Origin of the sequence: Burkholderia sp. LK4 (assembly GCF_001043615.1) — a bacterium.
Classification (GTDB): Bacteria; Pseudomonadota; Gammaproteobacteria; order Burkholderiales; family Burkholderiaceae; genus Burkholderia; species Burkholderia cepacia.
In genome coordinates, this window is record NZ_LDUL01000016.1 from 77,728 (window position 1) to 98,236 (window position 20,509).

Here is a 20,509-nt window from a genome sequence, read left to right on the forward strand (position 1 = left end):
TCAGGAGACGGCGACCGTGCGCGGCCTCGCCATTCGCGTCGCCCGGCGTTACGATCTCGTTCTTCATCCCCGGACAGGTCGATGCGCACGGTGCGACGGCGCGACGCGCGCCGACCGGTCCCGCCGACCCGGAAACCGCATGAACCTCACCTTGCAGGATGTCGCGTGGCATCGTTCGGTCGGGCGGCTCATCGAGTCGCTCGACCAGCCGGGCTTCTGGCTGGCGCTGATCCGGCTGATCGAGGAATACGTCGCGGTCGACAGCTGGGTCGTGCTGACCTTCGGCGACGGCCGCCCGCAGGTGTTCGCCGAATGCCCGTACGAAGGCGGCGGCCCCGACCCGCTGTTCCGCGACTACGTGCAGGGCCTGTACCAGCTCGACCCGTTCTACATCGCGAACCGCGACGCGCCGAGGAGCGGCCTGTTCCGGCTGTCGGACGTCGCCCCCGAATGCTTTCGCGATACCGAGTACTACACGCTCTATTTCACGCACAACGTCGTCGAGGACGAGGTGCAGTTCAACGTCGTGCTCGACGATGCGCGCACGCTGTGCCTGTCGCTCGGCAGCAAACGACGCTTCAGCCCCGGGCAGGTTGCGCTGCTCGACCTGATCCGGCCGTGGGTGGCCGGGCTGATGCGGCAGCGGCTCGCGTTCGAGCCCGCCTCCGCGGAGCAAGCGCCGCCGCGCCGGACCGGCGCGCACGATGGCTTCGAGCAGGCGATGGCGCGGCTCGGCACGCCGCTCACCGCGCGCGAACTCGACGTGATCCGGCTGATCCTCAGCGGCCGCTCGAACAAGGAAGTCGCGAACAAGCTGTCGATTTCCGCCGAAACGGTCAAGGTGCACCGGCGCAACATCTACGGGAAGCTCGCGATCAATTCGCAATCGGAACTGTTTTCACTGTTCCTGAAGGCGCAGGCCGACGGATAGCGCGCTCCGTCGCGCCCGTTCTCGCCCTCCTTCGTGCCTCTTTGCGGCGGCCTTCGGCGGCCGCGGCGGGATCATGCCGATGCCGTCGCGGCCCGTTGCGAACCCGCGAGCTTGAATTCGCCGACCGTCTGCGCGAGCTGAGCCGCCTGCTCGCGCAACAGCGCGGCGGCCGCAGCCGACTCCTCGACGAGGGCGGCGTTCTGCTGCGTCGAGTGATCGAGCTGCGACACGGCCTGGTTCACCTGCGCGAGCCCGGTGCTCTGCTCGTTCGCCGCGACCGTCATTTCCGCGATCACGCTCGTGATGCCGCGCACGCCCTCGACGATCTCGTCCATCGTCGTGCCGGCCGTCTTCACGAGCCCCGATCCGCCTTCGATCTTCTCGACGGACGACTGGATCAACTGCTTGATCTCCCTGGCGGCCACCGCGCTGCGTTGCGCGAGCGTGCGCACCTCGCCCGCGACGACCGCGAAGCCTCGTCCGTGCTCGTGCGCGCGCGCCGCCTCGACGGCCGCGTTCAGCGCGAGGATGTTGGTCTGGAACGCGATGCCGTCGATCACGCCGATGATGTTCGAGATCTCGGCCGACGCCTTCGTGATCTCGTCCATCGTCGCGACCACCTCGCTCACCACCTCGCCGCCGCGCACGGCAACGCCCGACGCCGATTCCGCCAGCCGGCTCACCTGCGTGGCCGCATCGGCCGAGTTGCGCGCCGTGCCGGCGATCTCCTCGAGCGCCGCCGCGGTCTCCTGCAGGCTCGATGCCGCGTGTTCGGTGCGGCTCGACAGGTCCTGGTTGCCCTGCGCGATCTCCGCGCTCGCCACGCTCACGGATTCGCTGAATCCGCGTATCTGCAGCAGGATCGCGCTGATCTTTTCGGCGAACAGGTTGAAGGCCCGCGCGATCTGCGCGGCCTCGTCGCCGCCGTCGGCCGGCAGCCGCTTCGTCAGGTCCCCGCTCCCGCTCGCGACGTCGGTCAGCGCGTCGCGCACGAGCAGCACGCGCTTGAATGCCGCGTTCGTCAACGCGCCGACGAGTGCCGCCGCGACGCAGGCGACGACGAGGATCGCAATGAGCGTCGTCGTCGCGACGGCGCGCATGCCGGCCGTCACGTCCGACCGGTCGAGCGCCATGACGAGCGACCAGTCCGTCCCGGCGATCGGGCGCGCGCGCAGCAGCTTGGTCACGCCGTCCACGTCGATCGCCACCGGTTCGGTCGCCGTCTGCAGGCCGGCGAGCCGCTCCGGCGTCAGTTCGGGCGACAGCTCGGCGGCCGGCTTCATGATCAGATCGGTCTTCGCGCCCGCGATCAGGCGCCCGCTCCTGTCGACCAGGAATGCGAAGCTCGACGGCGTCGGATGCATCGACGCCACGATCGCACTCGCGCGCTCCATGTAGAGGCTCGCCGCGAGCACGCCCTTCAGCGTGCCGCCGCGAACGATCGGGGCGGCGAACGCGAACGCGGGCTTGCCGGTCGACGCGTCGCGGTACAACGCCGTGACGACGAGCCGGCCCGCGTCGACCGCCTGCCTGAACCACGGGCGCGCGGTCGGATCGTAGCCGGCCGCGAGCGGGACGTTCGAATACGCGGTGCGATCCGGCAGGCCGAGCGTGAGCACCTGGAAACCGCCCGATTTGCCGAGCAGCGTCAGCGCCGGCAGCGGATCGCCTTCGCCCGGCGTCAGCGTGTCCGCGAGCGCCTGGGTCTGCTGCGCGCGGCTCGCGACCCACTCGTCGAGCGCGAGCGCGTGGCCGGTCAGGACGGACTGCAGGTTCTGGTCGATGGTCGTGTCGTTGTGCTGCTTGACGACGTAGTACACAAGGCCGCCTGTCACGGCCAGGGCCGTGACTACGATGGCGACGCAGGTCGCCAGAATCCGGGCGCGAATCGATGACAGCATGATGACGGTGATCTCCGGTTGCCGCGTTGTTTTCGGTTGGTCAAATGGGCACTCAACCGTCCTTAACGACCGCACGCGATGCAACTTGAGGTTCGACTGGTCAGACCGGCAAAAAAAGTTGAGCCCGGGCCGGCGACAGTACGCGGGATCAATACCCCTGACGGGTTAACACGCCGGCGGGATGGGAAAACCGGCGGTTCGGCGCATACTCGGGCGTTCCGACGTCCAACGTTGCGGAGCCGGCCGCGCCGGCCCCACCCACCGAAATCGCCCATGAAACTGAAGCTCGACATCGTCCAGCTCGCCGGCCGCGACGGCGACACGCACTACAACCTGCAGCGCACGCTCGACGCGATCGCGACCTGCGCACCGGGCACCGACATCGTGATGTTTCCGGAAGCGCAGCTCACCGGCTTCCTCGATCCGTCGAACCTGGCCGAATGCGCCGAGCCGCTCGACGGCCCGAGCGTCGGCGCGGTCATCGCGGCCGCACGCGCGCGCGACGTTGCCGTCGTGGTCGGGCTGATCGAGAACGACGGCGGCCGCTTCTACAACACCACCGTGCTCGTCACGCCGGACGGCATCGCGCTGCGCTACCGCAAGACACACCTGTGGGTGAGCGAGCACGGCGTCGTGCTGCCCGGCGACCGCTACGCGACGATCGAATGGCACGGCGTGCGGATCGGCCTGCTGATCTGCTACGACAACGAATTCCCCGAAACCGGCCGCGCGCTCGCCGAACTCGGCGCCGAGCTGATCCTCATCACCGACGGCAACATGGAACCGTACCGCCCGGTCCACCGCACGTCGGCAACGGCGCGGGCGATGGAGAACCAGGTGTTCACGGTGGTCGCCAACCGCGTCGGCGGCAGCACGCACGACGTCGTGTTCGCGGGGGGCAGCCTCGCGGCCGATCCGTTCGGCAACCTGATCTTCGAAGCCGGCAACGGCGAATCGCGCCACGCGATCGAGCTCGATTTCGACCAGCTCGCCGCGTCGCGCGCGGTTTACGACTATCGCAGGGACCAGCGCCTGCACATCGCCGGCGAACGTATCGAGCATGCGGACGGGCTTCGCGAGTTGCTGATTCCGTGACGGGGCTCGCCCGCCCGGGCGGCGCCATCCGTCACGCCCGTCATGCCCGTCACGCCGGCTCCGGCACCTCGATCGCCAGCAGCGCCGAACTGACCGACTTGCCGTGCGCGTCGAGCGCGAGCGAGCGCGTGACGCCGCCACCGAGCGCATCGCGCAGCACGAAATTGAATGCCCCGAGCGCCGGCAGTTCGTACCGCACGACGTCGCCGTGCACGATACCCGCAAGCCACGCCTTTACCGCATCGGCACCCAGATGCGTGCGCAGATGATCGTAATGGCGCGGATCGCGGCAAATCACCGACACGTTCAGCGTATTGCCCTTGTCGCCGGTGCGCGCATGCGCGAGTTCACGCAGTTGCATCATGCCTCCACGAACGAAAACGACGGCGTCACGGCCGCGCGCGGCAGCAGCACCGACTGCACGGCGATCACCTCGCGCGTCGACTTGAACGCGCCGCCGCCGCCGGCCGGCCCGTTCGTATAGAGCGTCTCGACTTCATTGCCGATCCGCGCCGCTTCGCCGGCGCTCGCCGCGCGGCCGGCCACCCGCACACGCACCTCGGCCGGCTCGCCGCGCACGGCCGGCGTCGCGTCGCCATACAGCGCATCGACGCCGATCAGGTCGAAGCGCAGCTCGGTCGCGGCGACGCCGGTCAATGCCAGCCGCTCGCGGACGATCCCCAGCGCGAGACGCGCGCGTTCGAGCGCGCCCGGGCCACCATACGAGATCTGGCCTTCGCCGATCCAGCCGTCGACATACGCCACCGACACCTTGAGCGTGTCGGGCCGCGCCGCGCCGCGCCCGCCCGTCACGCGCACGCGGTCCGCCGCCTCCTCGGCGACGGTGACTTGCGTGAAATCCGCGACGACGTCGGGCTGCAGGTACCGCGCCGGATCGTGTATCTCGTAGAGCAGCTGTTCCTTGCAGGTCGCCGCACTCACGCGGCCGCCCGCGTGCGGCACCTTGGTGATCACGACCGAGCCGTCCGCCGCGACTTCGCCGATCGGAAACCCGAGCCGCGCGAGGTTCGGCACGTCCTTGTAGCCGGGGTCGGCGAAATAACCGCCCGTCACCTGCCCCGCGCATTCGAGCAGGTGGCCGACGACCGTCGCGGCCCCGAGCGTGTCCCAATCGTCCATCCGCCAGCCGAACGCATGGATCAGCGGCGCGGCGAACAGCGACGGATCGGCGACGCGACCGGTCAGCACGACGTCCGCGCCGGCCGCGAGCGCGTCGACGATCGGCGCGGCGCCGAGATACGCGTTCGCGGACACGATGCGGTCGCGATAGGCGGCGACGTCGTCGCCCGATTCCTCGAAGCGGAACGCGCCGCGCAGTACGACGTCGAGCACGTCGTCACCTTCGACGGCCGCGACCTTCAGCCCGGCGACGCCGAGCGATTGCGCGATCCGGGCGGTGCGCCGTGCGGCCGCACGCGGATTCGCCGCGCCCATGTTCGACACGATGCGCACGCCCTTCGGCGCGGCGACCGGCAGCACGGCGCGCATCCGCGCGTCGAGCAGCGGGTCGTAGCCGAGCGACGGGTCCTGGCGCCGCGCCTGCTGCGCGATCGCGATCGTGCGCTCGGCCAGGCATTCGAAGACGAGATAGTCGAGCTGCCCGTGTTCGGCCAGCTCGACCGCAGGCTCGATCCGGTCGCCCGAGTAGCCGGCGCCCGCGCCGATGCGCACGCGCCGTTCAGGTTGCTTTGCTGTCATGTCCATACCGTCGTCGTCCGGCGGGTGCGCCGCCGGTGAAAATCAAAAGATGCCCAGCACGACGCACGCGACCGTCATCACGATCGACGCGCCGAACAGCAGCGGAAACGTGAACTTCTGGTGCTCGGCCAGCTCGATGCCGCACAGGCCGACGACGAGGAAGGTCGCGGGCGTCAGCGGGCTGACCGGGAAACCGGTGGTCATCTGGCCGAGCAGCGCGGCCTGCCCGACCTGCACGGCCGGCACGCCGAGCTGGCCGGCCACCTCCGCGATCACGGGCAGCACGCCGAAGTAGAACGAATCGGGATCGAACAGCATGCTGAGCGGCATCGACGCGAGGCCGAGCACGACCGGGATGTGGCCGGCCATCGACGGCGGCACGAAGCCGACCGCCGCCTGCGCCATCGCCTTCAGCATCCCGCTGCCCTGCATGATCCCCGTGAACACGCCGGCCGCGAGCAGGATGCCGGCCATCATCAGCGCCGCGCGCGCATGCGCGTCGATGCGCTTCCTCTGCATGTCGACGTCCGGGTAGTTCACCATCAGCGCGATGCACAGCCCGACCATGAACATGATCGCCGGCGGGATCTTCTCGCCCATCACGACCATCGTGCCGAGCACGACGAGCGTCAGCACGAGGTTGAACCAGAACAGGTGCGGCCGGCGCAGCGCCTGCTCGTCGGGCGTCAGCTCGCGGGTCGGCAACGGAATCGACGCATCGTCGCGCGACAGGCCGAGCCGCTTCTCCTCGCGCCGCCCGAGCCAGTACGCGACGCCGAACACGAACACGAGCCCGATCGCCTGCACCGGGATCAGCGGATTGAACAGCGCCGACACCGGCAGGTGCAGCGAAGCGGACGCGCGGATCATCGGCCCCGTCCATGGCAGGAAGTTGATGCCCGCGGCCATCGACACCGCGGCGGCCAGCACGCGCCGGTCCATCTTCAGCCGGTCGTACAGCGGCAGCACGGCCGGAATCGTCACGAGGAAACACACGGCGCCCGAGCCGTCGAGGTGGATCAGCAGCGCGAGCAGCGTCGTGCCCATCACGATCCGCGTGGGCCGCGTGCCGACCGCGCGCAGGATCCGGTCGATGATCGGGTCGAGCATGCCCGCGTCGGTGATCGTCCCGAAATAGAGGATCGCGAACACGAACATGCCGACCACGGGCGCGAGGCCCTTCAGCCCGTCGACGACGAACTTGCTGGTGTGCAGCCCGAAGCCGCCGATCAGCGATGCGGCGATCGGCACGATGATCAGCGCGACGAGCGGCGACATCCGCTTCGACAGAATCGCGGCCAGCAGCACGACGATCGTGCCAAGCCCGAGTAACGGCAGCATCCGTGTCTCCTACCTTGTCTTTTGTTGGAGACGAGCGTAAGGTCGGCGCAGCGATAGCACAATTGAAATGATTTGATCGCAGCAATCACGAACCATTATGGATCTGAATCTTCGCGACATTCGCGCGTTCGTCACCGTCGCGCACGCCGGCAACTTCACGCGCGCCGCCGCGCGGCTGCACCTGTCGCAGCCGGCGCTGACCGTGCAGATCCGCCGGCTCGAGGAAATCGTCGGCGCGCGCCTGTTCGACCGCAACAGCCGCAGCGTCGCGCTCACGCAGACCGGGCGCGAGCTGCTGCCGCTGCTGCAGCGTTCGCTCGACGACATGGAGCGCGTGCTGCGCGACGCGCGCGCGCTCGGCGAAGGCACGAGCGGCACGGTGCGGCTCGCGTGCCTGCCGACCTTCGCGTCCAGCGTGCTGCCGGAGCTGATCCAGTCGTTCCGGCGCGACGTGCCGCGCGCGGGCTTCGAGATCCGCGACGGCGTCGCGAGCCTCGTCACCGCGCTCGTGCGCAACGAGGAGGCCGATCTCGGACTGACGGGCGGCGACACGTTCGATGCGTCGCTGGAGGTGCTGTATGCGGGCGCCGACCGGCTCGTCGCCGTGTGCCCGAAGGATCATCCGCTCGCGCGCAAGCGCCGCGTGAGCACCGCCGATGTCGCGGCCGTGCCGCTCGTGCTCACCGCGCAGGGCACGAGCGTGCGCAGCGTCGTCGATGCCGCGCTGGACGCGGCCGGCTGCACGCCCGACATCGCGTGCGAGCCGACCTACATGATGACGGCCGTCGCGATGGTGCGCGGCGGGCTCGGCGTGACGATCCTGCCCGCGACCGCGCGCGAGGTGCGCGCCGAGCCCGAGCTGGTGGCGAAGCCGATCGACGATCCCGCGTTCGTGCGGCCGATCGCGCTCGTCACGAAGCGCGGCCGCACGCTGCCGCGCGTCGCGCAGGCGTTCGCGGAAACCATGCTGACGGAATTGAAAAAGCGCGCGTGAACCGCACGCCCGGATCGGGACAGCCCGCCCGCGCGTGACGCCGGGTTCGGCTTATTGCGCGTCCGGATCGACGTGCAGCGATTCGCCGATCGCATAGAAATTGCCGCCCGCGATGTAGTGCAGGCTGCGCAGTGCCGGATCGGCCGATTCGAAATACCAGTGACCGTCGCGGAACACGCGCGTGTCGGACCACGCCGCGACCACCTCGCCGATGAACAGGTCGTAGGTCTGCTGGTTGTGCGGCTCCGGAACCAGCCTGCACGCGAGCCAGCCCGAGCAGCCGGCGACGAACGGCAGGTCGTGGCCTTCGACGTCGAACAGCGTGACGCCCGCCTCGCGCAGCTTGTCCGGACGCTCGGCGAGACTGTGGCTGCCGACCGCATGCGTGAGCTGCAGTTGCGCGGCCGTCGGCACCTGGATCACGAACGTGCCGCTGCGCTCGACCAGCTCGCGCGTCTTCGCGGACTTGTCGAGCACGACCGTCAGCTTCGGCGGCAGGAAGTCCAGCGCGCACGCCCACGCGGCGGCCATCACGTTGTCGACGCCGTCGTGGCGGGCCGACACGAGCACGGTCGGGCCGTGGTTGAGGAGACGGTAGGCTTTCTTCAGCTCCACCGGAGCGATGTGACTGTCCATACGGATTCCCTGGAGAACGGCGTGCACGGACGGATGTCGTGCGGCGCGGCGCCGGCCGGTGCGCAGGTGGGCATGTGCGCAGCCAGCCCGAAGGCCGCATTCTCGCACCCAATTTCAATGGGTGCCGACGACGACGCCGGTCACTTCGCGAACAACTGGCCGATATCGCGGAACGCCTTGAATTCGAGTGCATTGCCGCACGGATCGAACAGGAACATCGTCGCCTGTTCGCCGACCTGCCCCTGGAAGCGCACATACGGCTCGATCACGAAGGTCACGCCGAACGATCTCAGCCGCTCGGCCAGCGCTTCCCAGCTCGCCCAGTCGAGCACGATCCCGAAATGCGGCACCGGCACGTCGTGACCGTCGACCGCGTTCGTATGCGCGCCTTCCTGCGATGCGGTCTTCGGATGCTCGTGGATCACGAGCTGATGCCCGTAGAAGTCGAAGTCGACCCACTGCGCGCTCGAACGCCCCTCCGCCAGCCCGAACACACGGCCGTAGAAATCGCGCGCGGCCGCCAAGTCGTAGACCGGGATCGCCAGGTGAAACGGGGAAAGACTCATGGTTGCCTCGTGATGGAACGCTCGCGTGGCGCGAGGACGGCACCATGGTAGTCAAGGTCGAGCGAAAATTAAATCAATATATAGTTTCGTCATTCACAAACGGAATTGATGAATGATTCGCGAACTGAGAACCCTCGTCGCCGTCGCCCGAGAAGGCACGTTCGCCGCGGCAGGCCACCGTATCGGGCTCACGCAGGCGGCCGTCAGCGCGCAGATGCAGCGTCTCGAAGCCGAGCTCGGCTTCGCGCTGTTCGACCGGCAGGGCCGGTCGGCGCGGCTCAACGAAATGGGCCATCACGTGCTCGGCCAGGCGCAGGCGCTGCTCGGCCTGTACGAGAACCTGAGCTCGACGGCCCCCGGCTCGCCGGCCGCCGTGCGCGTGACGATCGGCGCGATCGCGTCGGTGCAGAGCGCACTGCTGCCGGCCGCGCTCGCCGATTTCCATCGCCGGCATCCCGCGTGCCGCACGCGCGTGATACCGGGGCTGTCGATCGAGCTGGTCAACCGGGTCGACGCGGGCGAGATCGACATGGCCGCGATCATCCGGCCGCCGTTTTCGCTGCAGAGCGACCTGCACTGGACGACGCTCGCGCAGGAACCGTTCCGCCTGATCGTGCCGCGCGGCATGAAAGGCAACGACTGGGCCGAACTGCTCGCGCGCGAACCGTTCGTGCGCTACGACCGCGCATCGTTCGGCGGGCGCCAGGTCGATCGTTTCCTGAGAAAGATGCACCTCGCGGTGCGCGACACGTGTGAGCTCGACGAGCTCGACGCGATCGTCAAGCTGGTCGCGAACGGCGTCGGCGTCGCGATCGTCCCGCAGACCGCCGTCTATCGCCGCTGGCCGGCCGGCGTGCGCGCGATCGACCTTGGACACCACACGTTCCACCGCGACATCGGGCTCGTGCACCGCGCGCGGCGGACGATGTCGGAGCCGGCCCAGCAGCTCGCGCAACTGATCGAGGCGGCGTCACGACGGCGCGCGCCGCCGCAGCCGGCATAACGCCGACGTCGTCGGTCAACGCCGCCCGGCCGCCCAGTCGACCGCCGCATCGAACAGCGCGACACCGGCCGGCGACAGGTTCGCGAACGTGTCGTTGTCGAGGAAGAACATCACGCGGCGCGCCGGCGCGAGCGCTTCGTAGTCCATCGTCGCGCCCTTCTCGTACGCGAAGATCGCGGCCTTGTCGGGTTGGCCGTACACGGTCGCGATCGTGATCGCACCGAGCCCCGGCTTGCCCCAGCTCATCGGCGCCTGCTTGCCGTACACGTTCGTCGCGCCGGCCGGCAGCCCGGCCGAGATCGGGTGCGGCGCATTGACGAGCCACAGGTAGCGCTCCTTGCCCGTTTCGCCGAAGTCGACGTCATGACGCTTGCCCGTCATCGCGAGATCGTCGAGCAGGTCGTTTTCCCACGTGACGAGCGGCTTGTCGAGCGTGCGCCAGCCGGGGCGCACGTTCTTCGACGACACCGTCGACGAGATCACGACGAGGTCGGCGTCGCGCGCCGCGTCGGGCGTCGAGGACTCGTCGATCAGGCGCACCGCGTAGCCGCGTTCGCCGAGATGCTGGCCGATGAGTTCGTCGACCTTCAGGTTCGGGCCGCGCAGCTGCACGAGCATCGCGACGCGCGTGACGGCCTGCGGTGCATCGGCCGCCCGCGCGGGCGCAGCCGCCCCTGCCCCGAGGCCCAGGCCCGCGCCGATCGCGAGCACCGAGCCCGCGATCGCGCGCAATGCGCGGCGCCGCGCACCGGCGACACCGGCGACACCGGTGGCAAAGGCGCGCACGGCGCCGGTTTTCATGTTCCGGTTCATCTGGATCTTCTCCGAAGCCGCGCGCCGCCGGGACGGCCGCGCGGCGATTGCGTGGTCAGAACTGCAGCGTGGTCAGCAGCGACACCTGTCGCGCATCGCCGATCGCGACGAAATAACGGTTCGCGCTCGACGGGTAGTAGGTGCGGTTGAAGAGGTTCTTCACGTTGAGCTGGAACGACAGCTTCTGCTTGCCGATCCGCGTGTCGTAGGTCGCGAACGCGTCGGCGAGCACGTACGACGGCAACGTGAAGCTGTTCGCCGAATCGCCGGGCCGCGCGCCGACGTAACGCACGTCCGCGCCGATGCGCAGGTCGTCGCCGCCGGCCAGCGTGCCGAAATCGTAGACGGCCGCGAGCGATGCGGTGTGGCGCGCGACGTTCCACAGCTGGTTGCCCGCGTAAAGCGGATCCTCGGTCGTCTTCGCGTCGATGTACGCGTAGCTCGCGATCACGTTCACGCGCTCGCCGATCCGGCCCGACACGTCGAGCTCGATCCCGCGCGAGCGCGCCTTGCCCGACGTGCGCCAGTCGGTCAGCTTGGTCGCGTCGTTGTATTGCGACACGAGCACGTTCTTCTTGTCGATGTTGAAGAATGCCAGCGTGCCCGTCATCCCGCCCGGCAGGTCGAGCTTGCCGCCCACTTCCCACGCGGTCGCTTCCTCGGGCGGCGTCGCGCCGTCGATGATGTAGCCCGTCATCGGCGCGATCGACGAGGACGGCTTCAGCGACTGCGAATAGCTGCCGTACAGCGAGAACGTATCGGTCCACTTGTAGACGACGCCCGCGCGCGGCAGCCACTTCGAGCCGCTGAGATCGGTGTTCGCGGTAAACGGCCGGCCGCGCCCCGCGACCTGGTTGTACGTGATGTAGCGCAGCCCGCCCGACACGATCCACTTGTCGGTCAGGTGGATCGTGTCCTGCACGAACGCGGACGCATCGTGCAGCGTGTCGGTCTGGTCGCTGTCGCTCGCGGACACGGTGCTCGACGGCGGCAGCAGCCCGTAGACGGGATCGACATAGCTGAACGGCGTCTTCACGGCCTGCCGCAGCATGTCCTTGCGGTAGATGCGACGGTATTCGGTATCGAAGCCGACCTGCACGTCGTGCCGCATCCCGCCGAGCGTCAGCTTGCCGTTCACGTAGCCGATCCCGTAGCTGTCGGTGCTGAGCGAGCCGTGCGTCGCATCGTTGCTGCGCGACAGCGTGCCCTTCACCGGATCGACGCCCGTCGTGCGCAACTGGTTCGCGTCGTAGGTCTCGCGGTTGTAGCTGTAGCCGAGATGCGCGCTCCAGTCCGCGTTGAACTGGTGATCGACGCTCAGCTGCGCGAGGTGCGATTCGCCGTCCATGTTGTTGAACGGCTCGTCGAGGCGCCGCCGCGCGGGAATGTCGAGCGGCGCGTTGGTACGCGGGTCGAGCGCCGTGCCGCGATCGAACGGCGAATGGAAGGTCCGGTACTGGTAGGACACCACGACCTGCGTATCGCGGCCGTACCATGCGAGCGACGGGGCGACGAAGGTCTGCCGGTATTCGCCGAAGTTGCGCCAGTACTGCTCGTTCGATTGATCGACGATCAGCCGGTAGGCGAGCCGCGAATCGCCGACCGGCCCCGTCGAATCGAAGGTCGCGCTGCCGCCGTTCTTGCCGTGCCCGAACGTCGACGCGCCGAGCGAGATCGCGTTGTAGCGCACGAGCTGCGGCTGTTTCGTGACGACGTTGACCACGCCGCCCGGGTCCATCAGCCCGTACAGCAGCGACGTCGGCCCCTTCAGCACCTCGACGCTGTCGACCGCCGCGTTGAACGCGCGCCCCTGCACGAGCGGCATCCCGTTCTGCATGACCGAGCCGTCGCGATTGCCGCCGAAACCGCGCTTCATGATCGTGTCCTGCGTGCCCGCGAGCGTGTTGCCCTGCGTGATGCCGCTGACGTTGCCGAGCGCGTCGTCCAGATTGCGCGGACGCTGGTCGCGCAGCACCTGCGCCGGCACGATGTTGACGGCCTGCGCGGTGTCGAGCAGCGGGATGTCGGAACGCAGTACGCCCGCCTCCTTCGGCGCGCGATAGCTTTCGGCGCGCAGCGCGCTGTCGCGCACCGTGATCACCGGCAACTCGGCGCCCGCGGCCACGCCGGCCGCCACGGGTCGCGCGACCGTGCCGTCCGCACGCTTGAGCGTGTAGCCGCCGCCGGGCTGCCGCAACGCGACGAGCCCCGTGCCTGCCAGCAGGCGGTCGAGCGCACCGTCGACGTCGAAGCGGCCCTGTACGCCGCCGCTCGTCAGGCCGGCCGTCAGCTCGGCCGGAAACGCGAGCAGGATGCCCGCGTCGCGGCCGAACCGGTTCAGCGCCGCTTCGAGCGGCCCGGCCGGAATGTCGAACGCACGGCGTGCCGCGCGCTGCGCGGCCGGCGCCGCATCGGTGCCGGTGTCGGCCAGCGCGGGCAGCGGCAGCAGCGCGGTCATCAGCACGGCACCGGCGAGCCGGCGCGCGAGGTGCCCGGGCGCGGCGGGTGCGGCCGGGCGCGCGGCGCGCGGCAGATGTCGGTCGGGCGCCGGACGGCGCCGATACGTGAGACGGATGGAAACCATGATCGGGAAGTCGGTGGACGATGGGCCAGTGCTGCTTTCATTACCCATGTCACGCGAACATCGAGAAACAGCTCAGGTCGGCGGAAATTTTTTTCGACACGCTCAGGAACGGGCCGGCACGACCGTCGCCCAGTAGCGCGTCAGGTAGTGCACATCGATCGGTAACGTCGCCTTCAGCGTGTCGAGCACACGCGCGGGATCGTCGAGCGGATAGGTGCCCGACACGCGCAGGTCGGCCACGGCCGCATCGCAGCGCAGGCTGCCGCGGCGATAGCGGTCGAGCTCGGCGACGAGGTCGGCCAGCCGCATGCGCGACGCGACCAGCATGCCGCCCGTCCACGCGGACGCATACGCATCGAGCGGTGCCTGCGCGCCGATCGCATCGCGCGTGAAATCCGCGCCCTCCCCGGCCGCGATCACGCGCGCGCGTGCCGCCGCATCGTCCGGCTGCACGCGCACGGCACCGGCGAACACTTCGATTCGCGTCGCGCCGTCGCGCTGCCGCACCGCGAAGCGTGTGCCGAGCGGCCGCAACTCGCCTTGCGCGGTCGCGACGACGAGCGGCCGCGCGGGCACGCGATCGTCGTGACCGCTCGTCACCATGATCGTGCCGCGCAGCAGGCGCAGGCGGCGCGCGGCGGCGTCGAAGCGCACGTCGAGCGCCGTGTCGGTATCGAGGACGACGACCGTGCGATCCGCGAGCGTCACCGTGCGCCGCTCGCCGACCGCCGTTCGCAGGTCCGCCGGCCAGATCGCCGCGCGCCGCGCGGGTTCGGCCATCCATGCGGCGCCGCCCGCGAACAGCAGCACGGCCAGCGCCTTCACGGCCGCGCGGCGGCGGCCCGCACGCGGCGACAGCAGCGCCGCGTGCGCGGCCTGCGGGTCGAGCCCGGCCGTGAGCCCGCCCAACCTCTGCTGCATCGTCTCGATATGGCGCCATGCCGCGTCGTGCGCCGGATCCTCCGCGCGCCAGCGCGCGAGCGCGGCGTCGAACGCTTCGCCGGTGCGGCCGGCCTGCCGGTCGACCCACCATTCGACCGCGCGACGCGCAACCTGCGGCGGCACCGCCGGCGCTCCCGGGGCGGCCATCGGTCAGGCCGCCATCGCGAAGAAACACTGCGTGCCGGCCTTCACGAGATAACGCTTCACCGTCGCGAGCGACACGCCGAGTTCGCGCGCGATCTCGGCCTGCGTGAGCCCGTCGAGTTGCGCAAGCAGGAACGCACGCTTCGCCGCGAGCGGCAGGCCGTCGAGCAGCCGGTCGATTTCGAGCAGCGTCTCGAGCACGACAGCCCGCTCCTCCGGCGACGGCGCATACGCTTCGGGGCGCTGCGCGAGCGCATCGAGATACGCGCGCTCGATCAGTTCGCGCCGCCAGTGGTTGCTCAGCACGCGCTGCGCGACCGTGGTCAGAAATGCGCGCGGCTCGTCGGCGCCGATCGGCTCGTCGCGTGCGAGCAGGCGCATGAAGGTGTCGTGCGCCAGGTCGGCCGCGCGGTGCGCGCAACCGAGCTTCCGGCTCAACCAGCCGCGCAGCCACGCGTGGTGGCCGGTATAGAGGGCGTCGATTTCTCGATGGAGAGACAGCTGGTCAGCAGACATGGCCGGGTTCCGGGGTGCGCAGGCGTCAACGATCTTGTAAATGAGAATGATTATTATATACAAAACCGGGTCGACGACCGGCGTGCCATGCGTGCCATGCGTGCCACGACAACGTGACAGGAAGGGAGACGCCGCCGCGATGCCGTCGCCCGATGCGTCGTTAACACATTCATTACACCGCGGCCAAATCGATTCGTTAAATAGTTATTTGACGGATCGATAACAATATCCGAACCACCTCGACTCCCCGTCGAATCGGTCGAAATTATCGCGAGATATGCAAGCCGGAATGGCCAAATCGCGAAATGACAATCAATTGATACGCAATTTTCAATAATTCAAATCCCTCGATCGTCGAGACTGGAGCACATCCCTGTCTGCCTCAAGCCACAAAAGAGAATTTCGTTTTTCCGTTTTAATCGCACTCGGTAGTCTCCTGCCATTCCGGATCACGAACACAAGCCAATGCGCAAGGAGATGAAATGAAACGCACGACCCTCTCGCTGATTTCGATCGCGTCATTCGCGGCGATACCCGTCGCGCATGCGCAGTCGAGCGTCACGCTGTATGGCGTGATCGACACGTCGATCACCTACGTGAACCATGCGCAGGGCAAGGACAACGCGTGGATGCTCGGCAACAGCAGCGCGGGCAACCTTGCCGGCAGCCGCTTTGGCGTGAAAGGCACCGAGGATCTCGGCGGCGGGCTGAAGGCGCTGTTCCAGCTCGAGAACGGCTTCGACCCGAGCAACGGCCGGCAGGGCCAGGGCGGCCGCATGTTCGGCCGGCAGGCGTTCGTCGGCCTGACGAGCGACCGCTACGGCACGCTCACGTTCGGCCGCCAGTACGATCCGCTCGTCGATCTCGTGCAGGGCATCACCGCCGACAATTATCTCGGCAGCGTGTTCGCGACGCCCGGCGACGTCGACAACTACGACAACAGCTTCCGCGTCGACAACGCGGTGAAGTACACGTCGGCCGTCTATGCGGGCCTGCAGTTCTCCGCGATGTATTCGTTCGGCGGCATCGCCGGCAGCACCGGCGCCGCGCAATCGTATTCGGCCGCTGTGTCGTACAACAACGGGCCGTTCAGCGTCGCGGGCGGGTACTTCCACGCGACCAACAGCCCCGCGTCGAACGCGCTGCGCAACGGCTGGACCAGCTCGTCGGACGGCACCTTCGACGGCCCGATCAACAACGGTTATGCGAGCGCACACTCGATCGGCATCGCGCGTATCGCGGGCCAGTACGTCGCCGGCCCGTTCACGTTCGGCGTCGGCTACAGCAACGCGCAGTACCGCCGCGATGCGAGCTCGGTATTCAACTCGAACGAGCACTACAACACCGGGCAAGGCTTCGTGAACTACCAGGCGACGAACGCGCTGCTGGTCGGCGTCGGCTACAGCTATACGCGCTCGGGCGGCGACACGTCGGCCACCTATCACCAGGTATCGGCCGGCGCGGACTACAACCTGTCGAAGCGCACCGACGTCTACCTGACCGCCGCGTACCAGCACGCAAGCGGCCGGACCGGCGACGGCAACGGCGGCTCGATGGGCGCGCAGGCGTCGATCGGTTCGTACGGCTACGCGGGCACGAGCTCGCAGACGATGGTCAACCTCGGCCTGCGTCACCGCTTCTGATGCAAAACGGCCGGCTGCCCACCGTGCGGCCGGCCGAATCCGCATCGGCCGATACGGCGGCACCGGCCGCCGGCGTATTTCCCGATCGCCTTTTCATCGCCCGTTTCACCGCGGATATCGGCCGCCTGCCGATTTTCATCCGGTTTGATTCAGCACCGGTTTCCCGGGACGAATGACGCGATGCGTCAGTATTCCGGCGCCGCCATTGCCCCGCCATTCACCGGGAAATCCGGCCATATTTACCGATAATGCTTCGCCGCACGCCGTGATCGGACACGATAAAAAGGCGTGTCGGGCGCATGGGCAAATGCAAAGGAAAGTTTGACGCGAGCCATTTGCCTGCTCGCTATGGCAAACTTCGCGTCTCGCGTAATTTCCTTGCACCGGGCGCCCGGATTCCGCCCCATCCTGCCATGCCGCGTCAGACCACCCGTTCGATCAGCCGAGAAACGCTGAAAATCGCCTCGACGATTGCGCTGTCGTGCGCGCTGCATGGTGTCGCGCGGGCCGATTGCCTCGACGACGCGGCCGCGTTCCAGCACGTGAGCGTCAGCCTGATGCGCGGCATCGCACAGGTCGAGTCGGGCATGAACCCGAACGCCGTCAACACCAACACGAACGGCACGGTCGACATCGGGCTGATGCAGATCAACAGCACCTGGCTGCCGACGCTCGCGCGCGAAGGCATCACGCGGGAGAGCCTGTTCGATGCGTGCACGAACGCGTATGTCGGCGCGTGGATCCTGTCGCAGAACATCCGCCAGCTCGGCGCCAACTGGAACGCGATCGGCGCGTACAACTCCGCGTCGCCCGACAAGCGCCTCGCGTATGCGCGCAAGGTCTATGATGCAATCCGGACCATGCCGGATTCGCCGGATACTCCCATGCCCATCCTTCCACCGTCCTTTACGCCGCCGCAACAGGCCCAGGCGTACAACCCGTTCGCGAGCCTGAGCGTGTCTGCCCCGCAGCAGGTCACGCGCCCGCGCACGATCTCGACGGCTCCGCCGCCGGCGCCCCCGCAGGGCGGCCCGGCCGGCCCGGCCGGCACGTACAACTTCGGCTGGACGGTCACCGGAGCGGATCAGGCCAAGCCGACCCAGGTGTTCGACGATGGCGCGCGGGTCTACGTGCAGTTCAGCGACATGAAGCACCTGCCGGCGATCTTCACCGAAACGTCGTCCGGCCGCGTGCTGATGTCGTGGGAGCTGCAGTTCCCGTATGCCGTCCTGACGCGTCCCGCGCAAACGTTAATCTTCCAGCTCGGGCCGTTCGAGGCGCGTGCGCAGCGTGGCGGAGCCGGTGGCGCAGGCATGACCGCGCAGGCCGGTACGGCGACGACGGCCGTATTCTCGAAGAAGTCGGTGAATGCCGCGACGAATACGGCAGCCAGTCCGGCGGCGGCAGCGACGACAAAACGCACGGCATCGGCCGATGCACTCTGGTACGTGAATACGCCTTCGACGTCGGGAACGACGGCAGCCTCGCCGTCCACCGCGAACGTTCCGGCCACGCTGCCGACGGCCATCACGTCGAACACGCCGCCGCCCGCGCCGGCCCAGGTGCCGGCTGCGGCCGCTCAGCCTTCGCGCGTCAGCACGGATGCGCTGTGGTACATCTCGAAGTAACGCATCCGGGATCGCCCGCGTAGCACGGCGATCATTTCTCCACGGTCGGCGGCAGCTCGGGCGCGTTCATGTCGTCCACCCATTGCAGTTCGGCCGTGCCGTTCTTCCTGAAATACACGCGCAGATAGCGCGACGTCGACGATTCCGGCTGCGGAATCGTCACGTCGATCGCCTTGTGTTCCGCCTGGGCGCCACGCCGGATCTCGGCCAGCGGTTGCGCGAACACCCATGTGAGCTTCGCCGTTTGCCCCGGCGTGACCCGGCAGCCGCACGCAAACCCACCGCCGCCACCGAAGGCCTCGCCCGACTCCCGTGCCGAGGGATTGCCGAAGCATCCCGACTTGTGCTCGTTGTCGAGCCAGAACTCGTGAAGCTTTCGCGTGTACTCGTTATAGCCGGTGATGCATACGGTGCGCGGCCCGGATGCAGTGCCATCATGTCGTCCGCATCCGGCCAGGACACCCAGCGCCGCCAGTGTCAGCGCGCGGGCCCCTGCCCGGGCCATCATCGACAGCCTCGCAGACGCGGCGATCCCGGGCACGGCACGCATGCCGACGACCCACGCTCGTGTACCCCTAGCGCCACCGGCAAGCCCCCTCACCCGCGCCGCACCCAGATCACCTTGCCGTCGCGAATGCCGAGGTCGCGTCGCTCCTGGCGATAGTCCATCGTGCCCGGCAGCGATTTGCCGTCGCGTTCGAGCACGCGCCACAGGCAGCCGTCGAGCAGCGCGGCCGCATCGGCCTCGGTTTTTCCGACCAGCGCGTCGTCCGGCGCGGCGTCCGCCTTGCACGCGCTCGCGGCACCCGACGGCGCGGGGTTCATCACCGCGCCGCCGGCGGTGGCGTTGGGGTGCTTCGTGTCCATGTCCGCACATCCTGCAAAGGTTGCGCTCGCAACGAGTGCAACGAGTATCGCGATCGTGTTCTTCATCGGTTTCTCCCTGTCGCGCCCCGGTGTGACGTGTACGGCCTTCGTGCACGGCCCGGCGCCGCATGAATGATCGGTGCCGCGTGCCGCCGACCGTTCCCCGACGAAGGCCGGCCGGCGAATGCCGGCGGTGACGCGATACGGTCCGGCCGTATCGGCGAACCGGGTCGCAAGTCCGGCACGGCGCCGGACCCGCCAGCATGTTACCGCACGCGATTCGCCGCGACGGCTGCAACACCGGCGCCGGCACCGACGCCCGCGCGTGCGGCATGCGCGCGCCCGCAACTCACTCAGAACTTGTAGGTCACGCCCGCGATGCCGTAATAGTTGCTGCGTGACTGGACGATCGGACTGTCACCGTAGCGACCGAGCAAGCGCGTCACGCCACCCGTCGCGAGCACCGACCAGTGCTGCGACAGCGTCCAGTTCCACGCGATCGCCATCGACGCGCTGTCGATCCCGCCGCTCGTCGAATACGGCCGGAACCGGCTCGTCATCGACTGTGCGTCGGTCACGCCGTAGAACGTCTGCGTGTAGCGCCCCGAGCCCGCGTGCACGGTTCCCGTCACGATGATCTCGTGCTGCGAGGTCTTGAACACGGGCACCGCGAGATCCATGTGCCCCGACACGCCGCGCGACGTGTGCGTCACCGGTGTGTCGATCGTGACGCTCAGCTCCGCCGCGTTGAAGAGCGTCACGCCCGCGCGCACGCCCACGAGCACCGAGCCCGGAATCCGGCCCATGCCCTTCAGGTAGTCGGAGCCCGGCAGGTCGAAGCGGTTCTCGTCCGCACGGCCCGCGTCGTAACTCACGGCCGCCGACAGGAACACGCCGTGCGGCAGGTCGAGCCGGTAGCCGGCGCCCTCGGTGCTGTCGATGAAGAAGCCGTTACCGAACTTCGCGGAAAGCCCCGGCGCAACGACACCGCGATACTGGTTGCTGCCCGGATAGCGCGGTGCGAATCCACCGCCGAGCGACAGCGAATACTGGTTTTCCGCGTGGGCGGCGGCGGCGAGGGTCAGGCCGGCGAGCGGCATGCAATAGCGGTAGCGGCGAAGTATTGGGCGCACAATATTGAGATAGAAGTGACGGAGCCCGCAGTCTAGGTGCCGCCCCGCGCCGA

20 protein-coding genes are annotated in these 20,509 nt (G+C 68.5%); 7 read left to right on the forward strand and 13 right to left on the reverse strand.

The genetic code is table 11. The features are described 5' to 3' along the window. Positions 1 to 139: 139 nt before the first annotated feature. The gene (locus VK92_RS08895; RefSeq protein WP_048025901.1) at positions 140 to 931 is read left to right on the forward strand and encodes a response regulator transcription factor; all 792 of its coding nucleotides are present in this window, start codon (positions 140 to 142) and stop codon (positions 929 to 931) included. 71 nt (positions 932 to 1,002) lie between these two features. Here VK92_RS08895 and VK92_RS08900 read toward each other — a convergent pair whose 3' ends face one another. After that, positions 1,003 to 2,832, reverse strand: coding sequence for a methyl-accepting chemotaxis protein (locus VK92_RS08900; protein WP_048025900.1), 1,830 nt, complete (start codon positions 2,830 to 2,832; stop codon positions 1,003 to 1,005). A 273-nt stretch (positions 2,833 to 3,105) separates the two neighbouring features. Between VK92_RS08900 and VK92_RS08905 the strand changes: the two genes are divergently transcribed. Beyond that, positions 3,106 to 3,927 (forward strand): carbon-nitrogen hydrolase family protein, encoded by an 822-nt coding sequence (locus VK92_RS08905; protein WP_048025899.1) that lies wholly within the window; start codon positions 3,106 to 3,108, stop codon positions 3,925 to 3,927. 49 nt (positions 3,928 to 3,976) lie between these two features. Here the strand turns inward: VK92_RS08905 and VK92_RS08910 are convergent, their stop codons facing one another. Genes VK92_RS08910 through VK92_RS08920 form a run of 3 tightly spaced genes read right to left on the reverse strand, consistent with a single transcriptional unit; the run spans position 3,977 to position 6,987 of the window. Next, positions 3,977 to 4,288 (reverse strand): AtuA-related protein, encoded by a 312-nt coding sequence (locus VK92_RS08910; RefSeq protein WP_027787796.1) that lies wholly within the window; start codon positions 4,286 to 4,288, stop codon positions 3,977 to 3,979. After that, positions 4,288 to 5,646 (reverse strand): acyclic terpene utilization AtuA family protein, encoded by a 1,359-nt coding sequence (locus tag VK92_RS08915; RefSeq protein WP_048025959.1) that lies wholly within the window; start codon positions 5,644 to 5,646, stop codon positions 4,288 to 4,290. Before VK92_RS08915 ends, VK92_RS08910 begins: the two co-directional genes overlap by 1 nt. Before the next feature lie 42 nt (positions 5,647 to 5,688). Next, on the reverse strand, positions 5,689 to 6,987 hold the full coding sequence (locus tag VK92_RS08920) for a CitMHS family transporter (RefSeq protein ID WP_048025898.1): 1,299 nt from the start codon (positions 6,985 to 6,987) through the stop codon (positions 5,689 to 5,691). A gap of 97 nt (positions 6,988 to 7,084) precedes the next feature. Between VK92_RS08920 and VK92_RS08925 the strand changes: the two genes are divergently transcribed. Continuing rightward, a complete protein-coding gene (locus VK92_RS08925) occupies positions 7,085 to 7,981 on the forward strand; it encodes a LysR family transcriptional regulator (protein ID WP_027787799.1) in 897 nt (298 codons plus the stop codon). Positions 7,982 to 8,032: 51 nt separating this feature from the next. Here the strand turns inward: VK92_RS08925 and VK92_RS08930 are convergent, their stop codons facing one another. Next, a complete protein-coding gene (locus VK92_RS08930; protein ID WP_021163062.1) occupies positions 8,033 to 8,617 on the reverse strand; it encodes a flavin reductase family protein in 585 nt (194 codons plus the stop codon). Positions 8,618 to 8,757: 140 nt separating this feature from the next. Then, positions 8,758 to 9,183, reverse strand: a complete 426-nt coding sequence (locus tag VK92_RS08935) for a VOC family protein (RefSeq protein ID WP_048025897.1) — start codon at positions 9,181 to 9,183, stop codon at positions 8,758 to 8,760. A 112-nt stretch (positions 9,184 to 9,295) separates the two neighbouring features. On the opposite strand from VK92_RS08935, the gene VK92_RS08940 reads away from it, so the two are divergent. Next, on the forward strand, positions 9,296 to 10,186 hold the full coding sequence (locus VK92_RS08940; RefSeq protein ID WP_048025896.1) for a LysR family transcriptional regulator: 891 nt from the start codon (positions 9,296 to 9,298) through the stop codon (positions 10,184 to 10,186). Positions 10,187 to 10,201: 15 nt separating this feature from the next. On the opposite strand, the gene VK92_RS08945 is transcribed toward VK92_RS08940, so the two are convergent. The 4 genes from VK92_RS08945 to VK92_RS08960 are packed head-to-tail and all read right to left on the reverse strand — an operon-like array spanning position 10,202 to position 15,185. Further along, on the reverse strand, positions 10,202 to 10,999 hold the full coding sequence (locus VK92_RS08945) for a hypothetical protein (RefSeq protein WP_419761818.1): 798 nt from the start codon (positions 10,997 to 10,999) through the stop codon (positions 10,202 to 10,204). Between the two features lie 55 nt (positions 11,000 to 11,054). Then, positions 11,055 to 13,631 carry a TonB-dependent siderophore receptor gene (locus tag VK92_RS08950; RefSeq protein ID WP_048025895.1) on the reverse strand — a complete coding sequence of 859 codons (2,577 nt, stop codon included), beginning with the start codon at positions 13,629 to 13,631 and terminating at the stop codon, positions 11,055 to 11,057. 54 nt (positions 13,632 to 13,685) lie between these two features. Continuing rightward, on the reverse strand, positions 13,686 to 14,672 hold the full coding sequence (locus tag VK92_RS08955) for a FecR domain-containing protein (RefSeq protein WP_048025894.1): 987 nt from the start codon (positions 14,670 to 14,672) through the stop codon (positions 13,686 to 13,688). Between the two features lie 3 nt (positions 14,673 to 14,675). Then, positions 14,676 to 15,185 (reverse strand): sigma-70 family RNA polymerase sigma factor, encoded by a 510-nt coding sequence (locus VK92_RS08960; protein ID WP_048025893.1) that lies wholly within the window; start codon positions 15,183 to 15,185, stop codon positions 14,676 to 14,678. A 482-nt stretch (positions 15,186 to 15,667) separates the two neighbouring features. Between VK92_RS08960 and VK92_RS08965 the strand changes: the two genes are divergently transcribed. From VK92_RS08965 to VK92_RS08970, 3 genes are all read left to right on the forward strand, one after another. Continuing rightward, positions 15,668 to 16,828 (forward strand): porin, encoded by a 1,161-nt coding sequence (locus VK92_RS08965; protein ID WP_048025892.1) that lies wholly within the window; start codon positions 15,668 to 15,670, stop codon positions 16,826 to 16,828. Then, positions 16,828 to 17,004: a hypothetical protein gene (locus VK92_RS41580; protein WP_155648212.1), complete on the forward strand. Its 177-nt coding sequence runs from the start codon at positions 16,828 to 16,830 to the stop codon at positions 17,002 to 17,004. Before VK92_RS08965 ends, VK92_RS41580 begins: the two co-directional genes overlap by 1 nt. Positions 17,005 to 17,241: 237 nt before the next feature. Then, the gene (locus tag VK92_RS08970; RefSeq protein WP_048025891.1) at positions 17,242 to 18,456 is read left to right on the forward strand and encodes a lytic transglycosylase domain-containing protein; all 1,215 of its coding nucleotides are present in this window, start codon (positions 17,242 to 17,244) and stop codon (positions 18,454 to 18,456) included. A 31-nt stretch (positions 18,457 to 18,487) separates the two neighbouring features. Here VK92_RS08970 and VK92_RS08975 read toward each other — a convergent pair whose 3' ends face one another. The 3 genes from VK92_RS08975 to VK92_RS08985 all read right to left on the reverse strand — a co-directional run bounded on the left by VK92_RS08975 (position 18,488) and on the right by VK92_RS08985 (position 20,423). Continuing rightward, positions 18,488 to 19,006 carry a hypothetical protein gene (locus VK92_RS08975; protein ID WP_226127361.1) on the reverse strand — a complete coding sequence of 173 codons (519 nt, stop codon included), beginning with the start codon at positions 19,004 to 19,006 and terminating at the stop codon, positions 18,488 to 18,490. Between the two features lie 47 nt (positions 19,007 to 19,053). Then, the gene (locus VK92_RS08980; protein ID WP_021157219.1) at positions 19,054 to 19,389 is read right to left on the reverse strand and encodes a hypothetical protein; all 336 of its coding nucleotides are present in this window, start codon (positions 19,387 to 19,389) and stop codon (positions 19,054 to 19,056) included. 287 nt (positions 19,390 to 19,676) lie between these two features. After that, positions 19,677 to 20,423, reverse strand: coding sequence for a MipA/OmpV family protein (locus VK92_RS08985; protein WP_048025889.1), 747 nt, complete (start codon positions 20,421 to 20,423; stop codon positions 19,677 to 19,679). Positions 20,424 to 20,509 lie beyond the last annotated feature (86 nt).

What these genes read in the sequence shown, in the direction of transcription:
- VK92_RS08945 (WP_419761818.1), bottom strand. Translation starts at nt 10,999, where the DNA reads ATGAACCGGAACATGAAAACCGGCGCCGTGCGCGCCTTTGCCACCGGT.
- VK92_RS08920 (WP_048025898.1), bottom strand. Translation starts at nt 6,987, where the DNA reads ATGCTGCCGTTACTCGGGCTTGGCACGATCGTCGTGCTGCTGGCCGCG.
- VK92_RS08980 (WP_021157219.1), bottom strand. Translation starts at nt 19,389, where the DNA reads ATGAAGAACACGATCGCGATACTCGTTGCACTCGTTGCGAGCGCAACC.
- VK92_RS08970 (WP_048025891.1), top strand. Translation starts at nt 17,242, where the DNA reads ATGCCGCGTCAGACCACCCGTTCGATCAGCCGAGAAACGCTGAAAATC.
- VK92_RS08900 (WP_048025900.1), bottom strand. Translation starts at nt 2,832, where the DNA reads ATGCTGTCATCGATTCGCGCCCGGATTCTGGCGACCTGCGTCGCCATC.
- VK92_RS08915 (WP_048025959.1), bottom strand. Translation starts at nt 5,646, where the DNA reads ATGACAGCAAAGCAACCTGAACGGCGCGTGCGCATCGGCGCGGGCGCC.
- VK92_RS08930 (WP_021163062.1), bottom strand. Translation starts at nt 8,617, where the DNA reads ATGGACAGTCACATCGCTCCGGTGGAGCTGAAGAAAGCCTACCGTCTC.
- VK92_RS08905 (WP_048025899.1), top strand. Translation starts at nt 3,106, where the DNA reads ATGAAACTGAAGCTCGACATCGTCCAGCTCGCCGGCCGCGACGGCGAC.
- VK92_RS08940 (WP_048025896.1), top strand. Translation starts at nt 9,296, where the DNA reads ATGATTCGCGAACTGAGAACCCTCGTCGCCGTCGCCCGAGAAGGCACG.
- VK92_RS08895 (WP_048025901.1), top strand. Translation starts at nt 140, where the DNA reads ATGAACCTCACCTTGCAGGATGTCGCGTGGCATCGTTCGGTCGGGCGG.
- VK92_RS41580 (WP_155648212.1), top strand. Translation starts at nt 16,828, where the DNA reads ATGCAAAACGGCCGGCTGCCCACCGTGCGGCCGGCCGAATCCGCATCG.
- VK92_RS08910 (WP_027787796.1), bottom strand. Translation starts at nt 4,288, where the DNA reads ATGCAACTGCGTGAACTCGCGCATGCGCGCACCGGCGACAAGGGCAAT.
- VK92_RS08985 (WP_048025889.1), bottom strand. Translation starts at nt 20,423, where the DNA reads ATGCCGCTCGCCGGCCTGACCCTCGCCGCCGCCGCCCACGCGGAAAAC.
- VK92_RS08955 (WP_048025894.1), bottom strand. Translation starts at nt 14,672, where the DNA reads ATGGCCGCCCCGGGAGCGCCGGCGGTGCCGCCGCAGGTTGCGCGTCGC.
- VK92_RS08950 (WP_048025895.1), bottom strand. Translation starts at nt 13,631, where the DNA reads ATGGGTAATGAAAGCAGCACTGGCCCATCGTCCACCGACTTCCCGATC.
- VK92_RS08935 (WP_048025897.1), bottom strand. Translation starts at nt 9,183, where the DNA reads ATGAGTCTTTCCCCGTTTCACCTGGCGATCCCGGTCTACGACTTGGCG.
- VK92_RS08960 (WP_048025893.1), bottom strand. Translation starts at nt 15,185, where the DNA reads ATGTCTGCTGACCAGCTGTCTCTCCATCGAGAAATCGACGCCCTCTAT.
- VK92_RS08965 (WP_048025892.1), top strand. Translation starts at nt 15,668, where the DNA reads ATGAAACGCACGACCCTCTCGCTGATTTCGATCGCGTCATTCGCGGCG.
- VK92_RS08975 (WP_226127361.1), bottom strand. Translation starts at nt 19,006, where the DNA reads ATGCGTGCCGTGCCCGGGATCGCCGCGTCTGCGAGGCTGTCGATGATG.
- VK92_RS08925 (WP_027787799.1), top strand. Translation starts at nt 7,085, where the DNA reads ATGGATCTGAATCTTCGCGACATTCGCGCGTTCGTCACCGTCGCGCAC.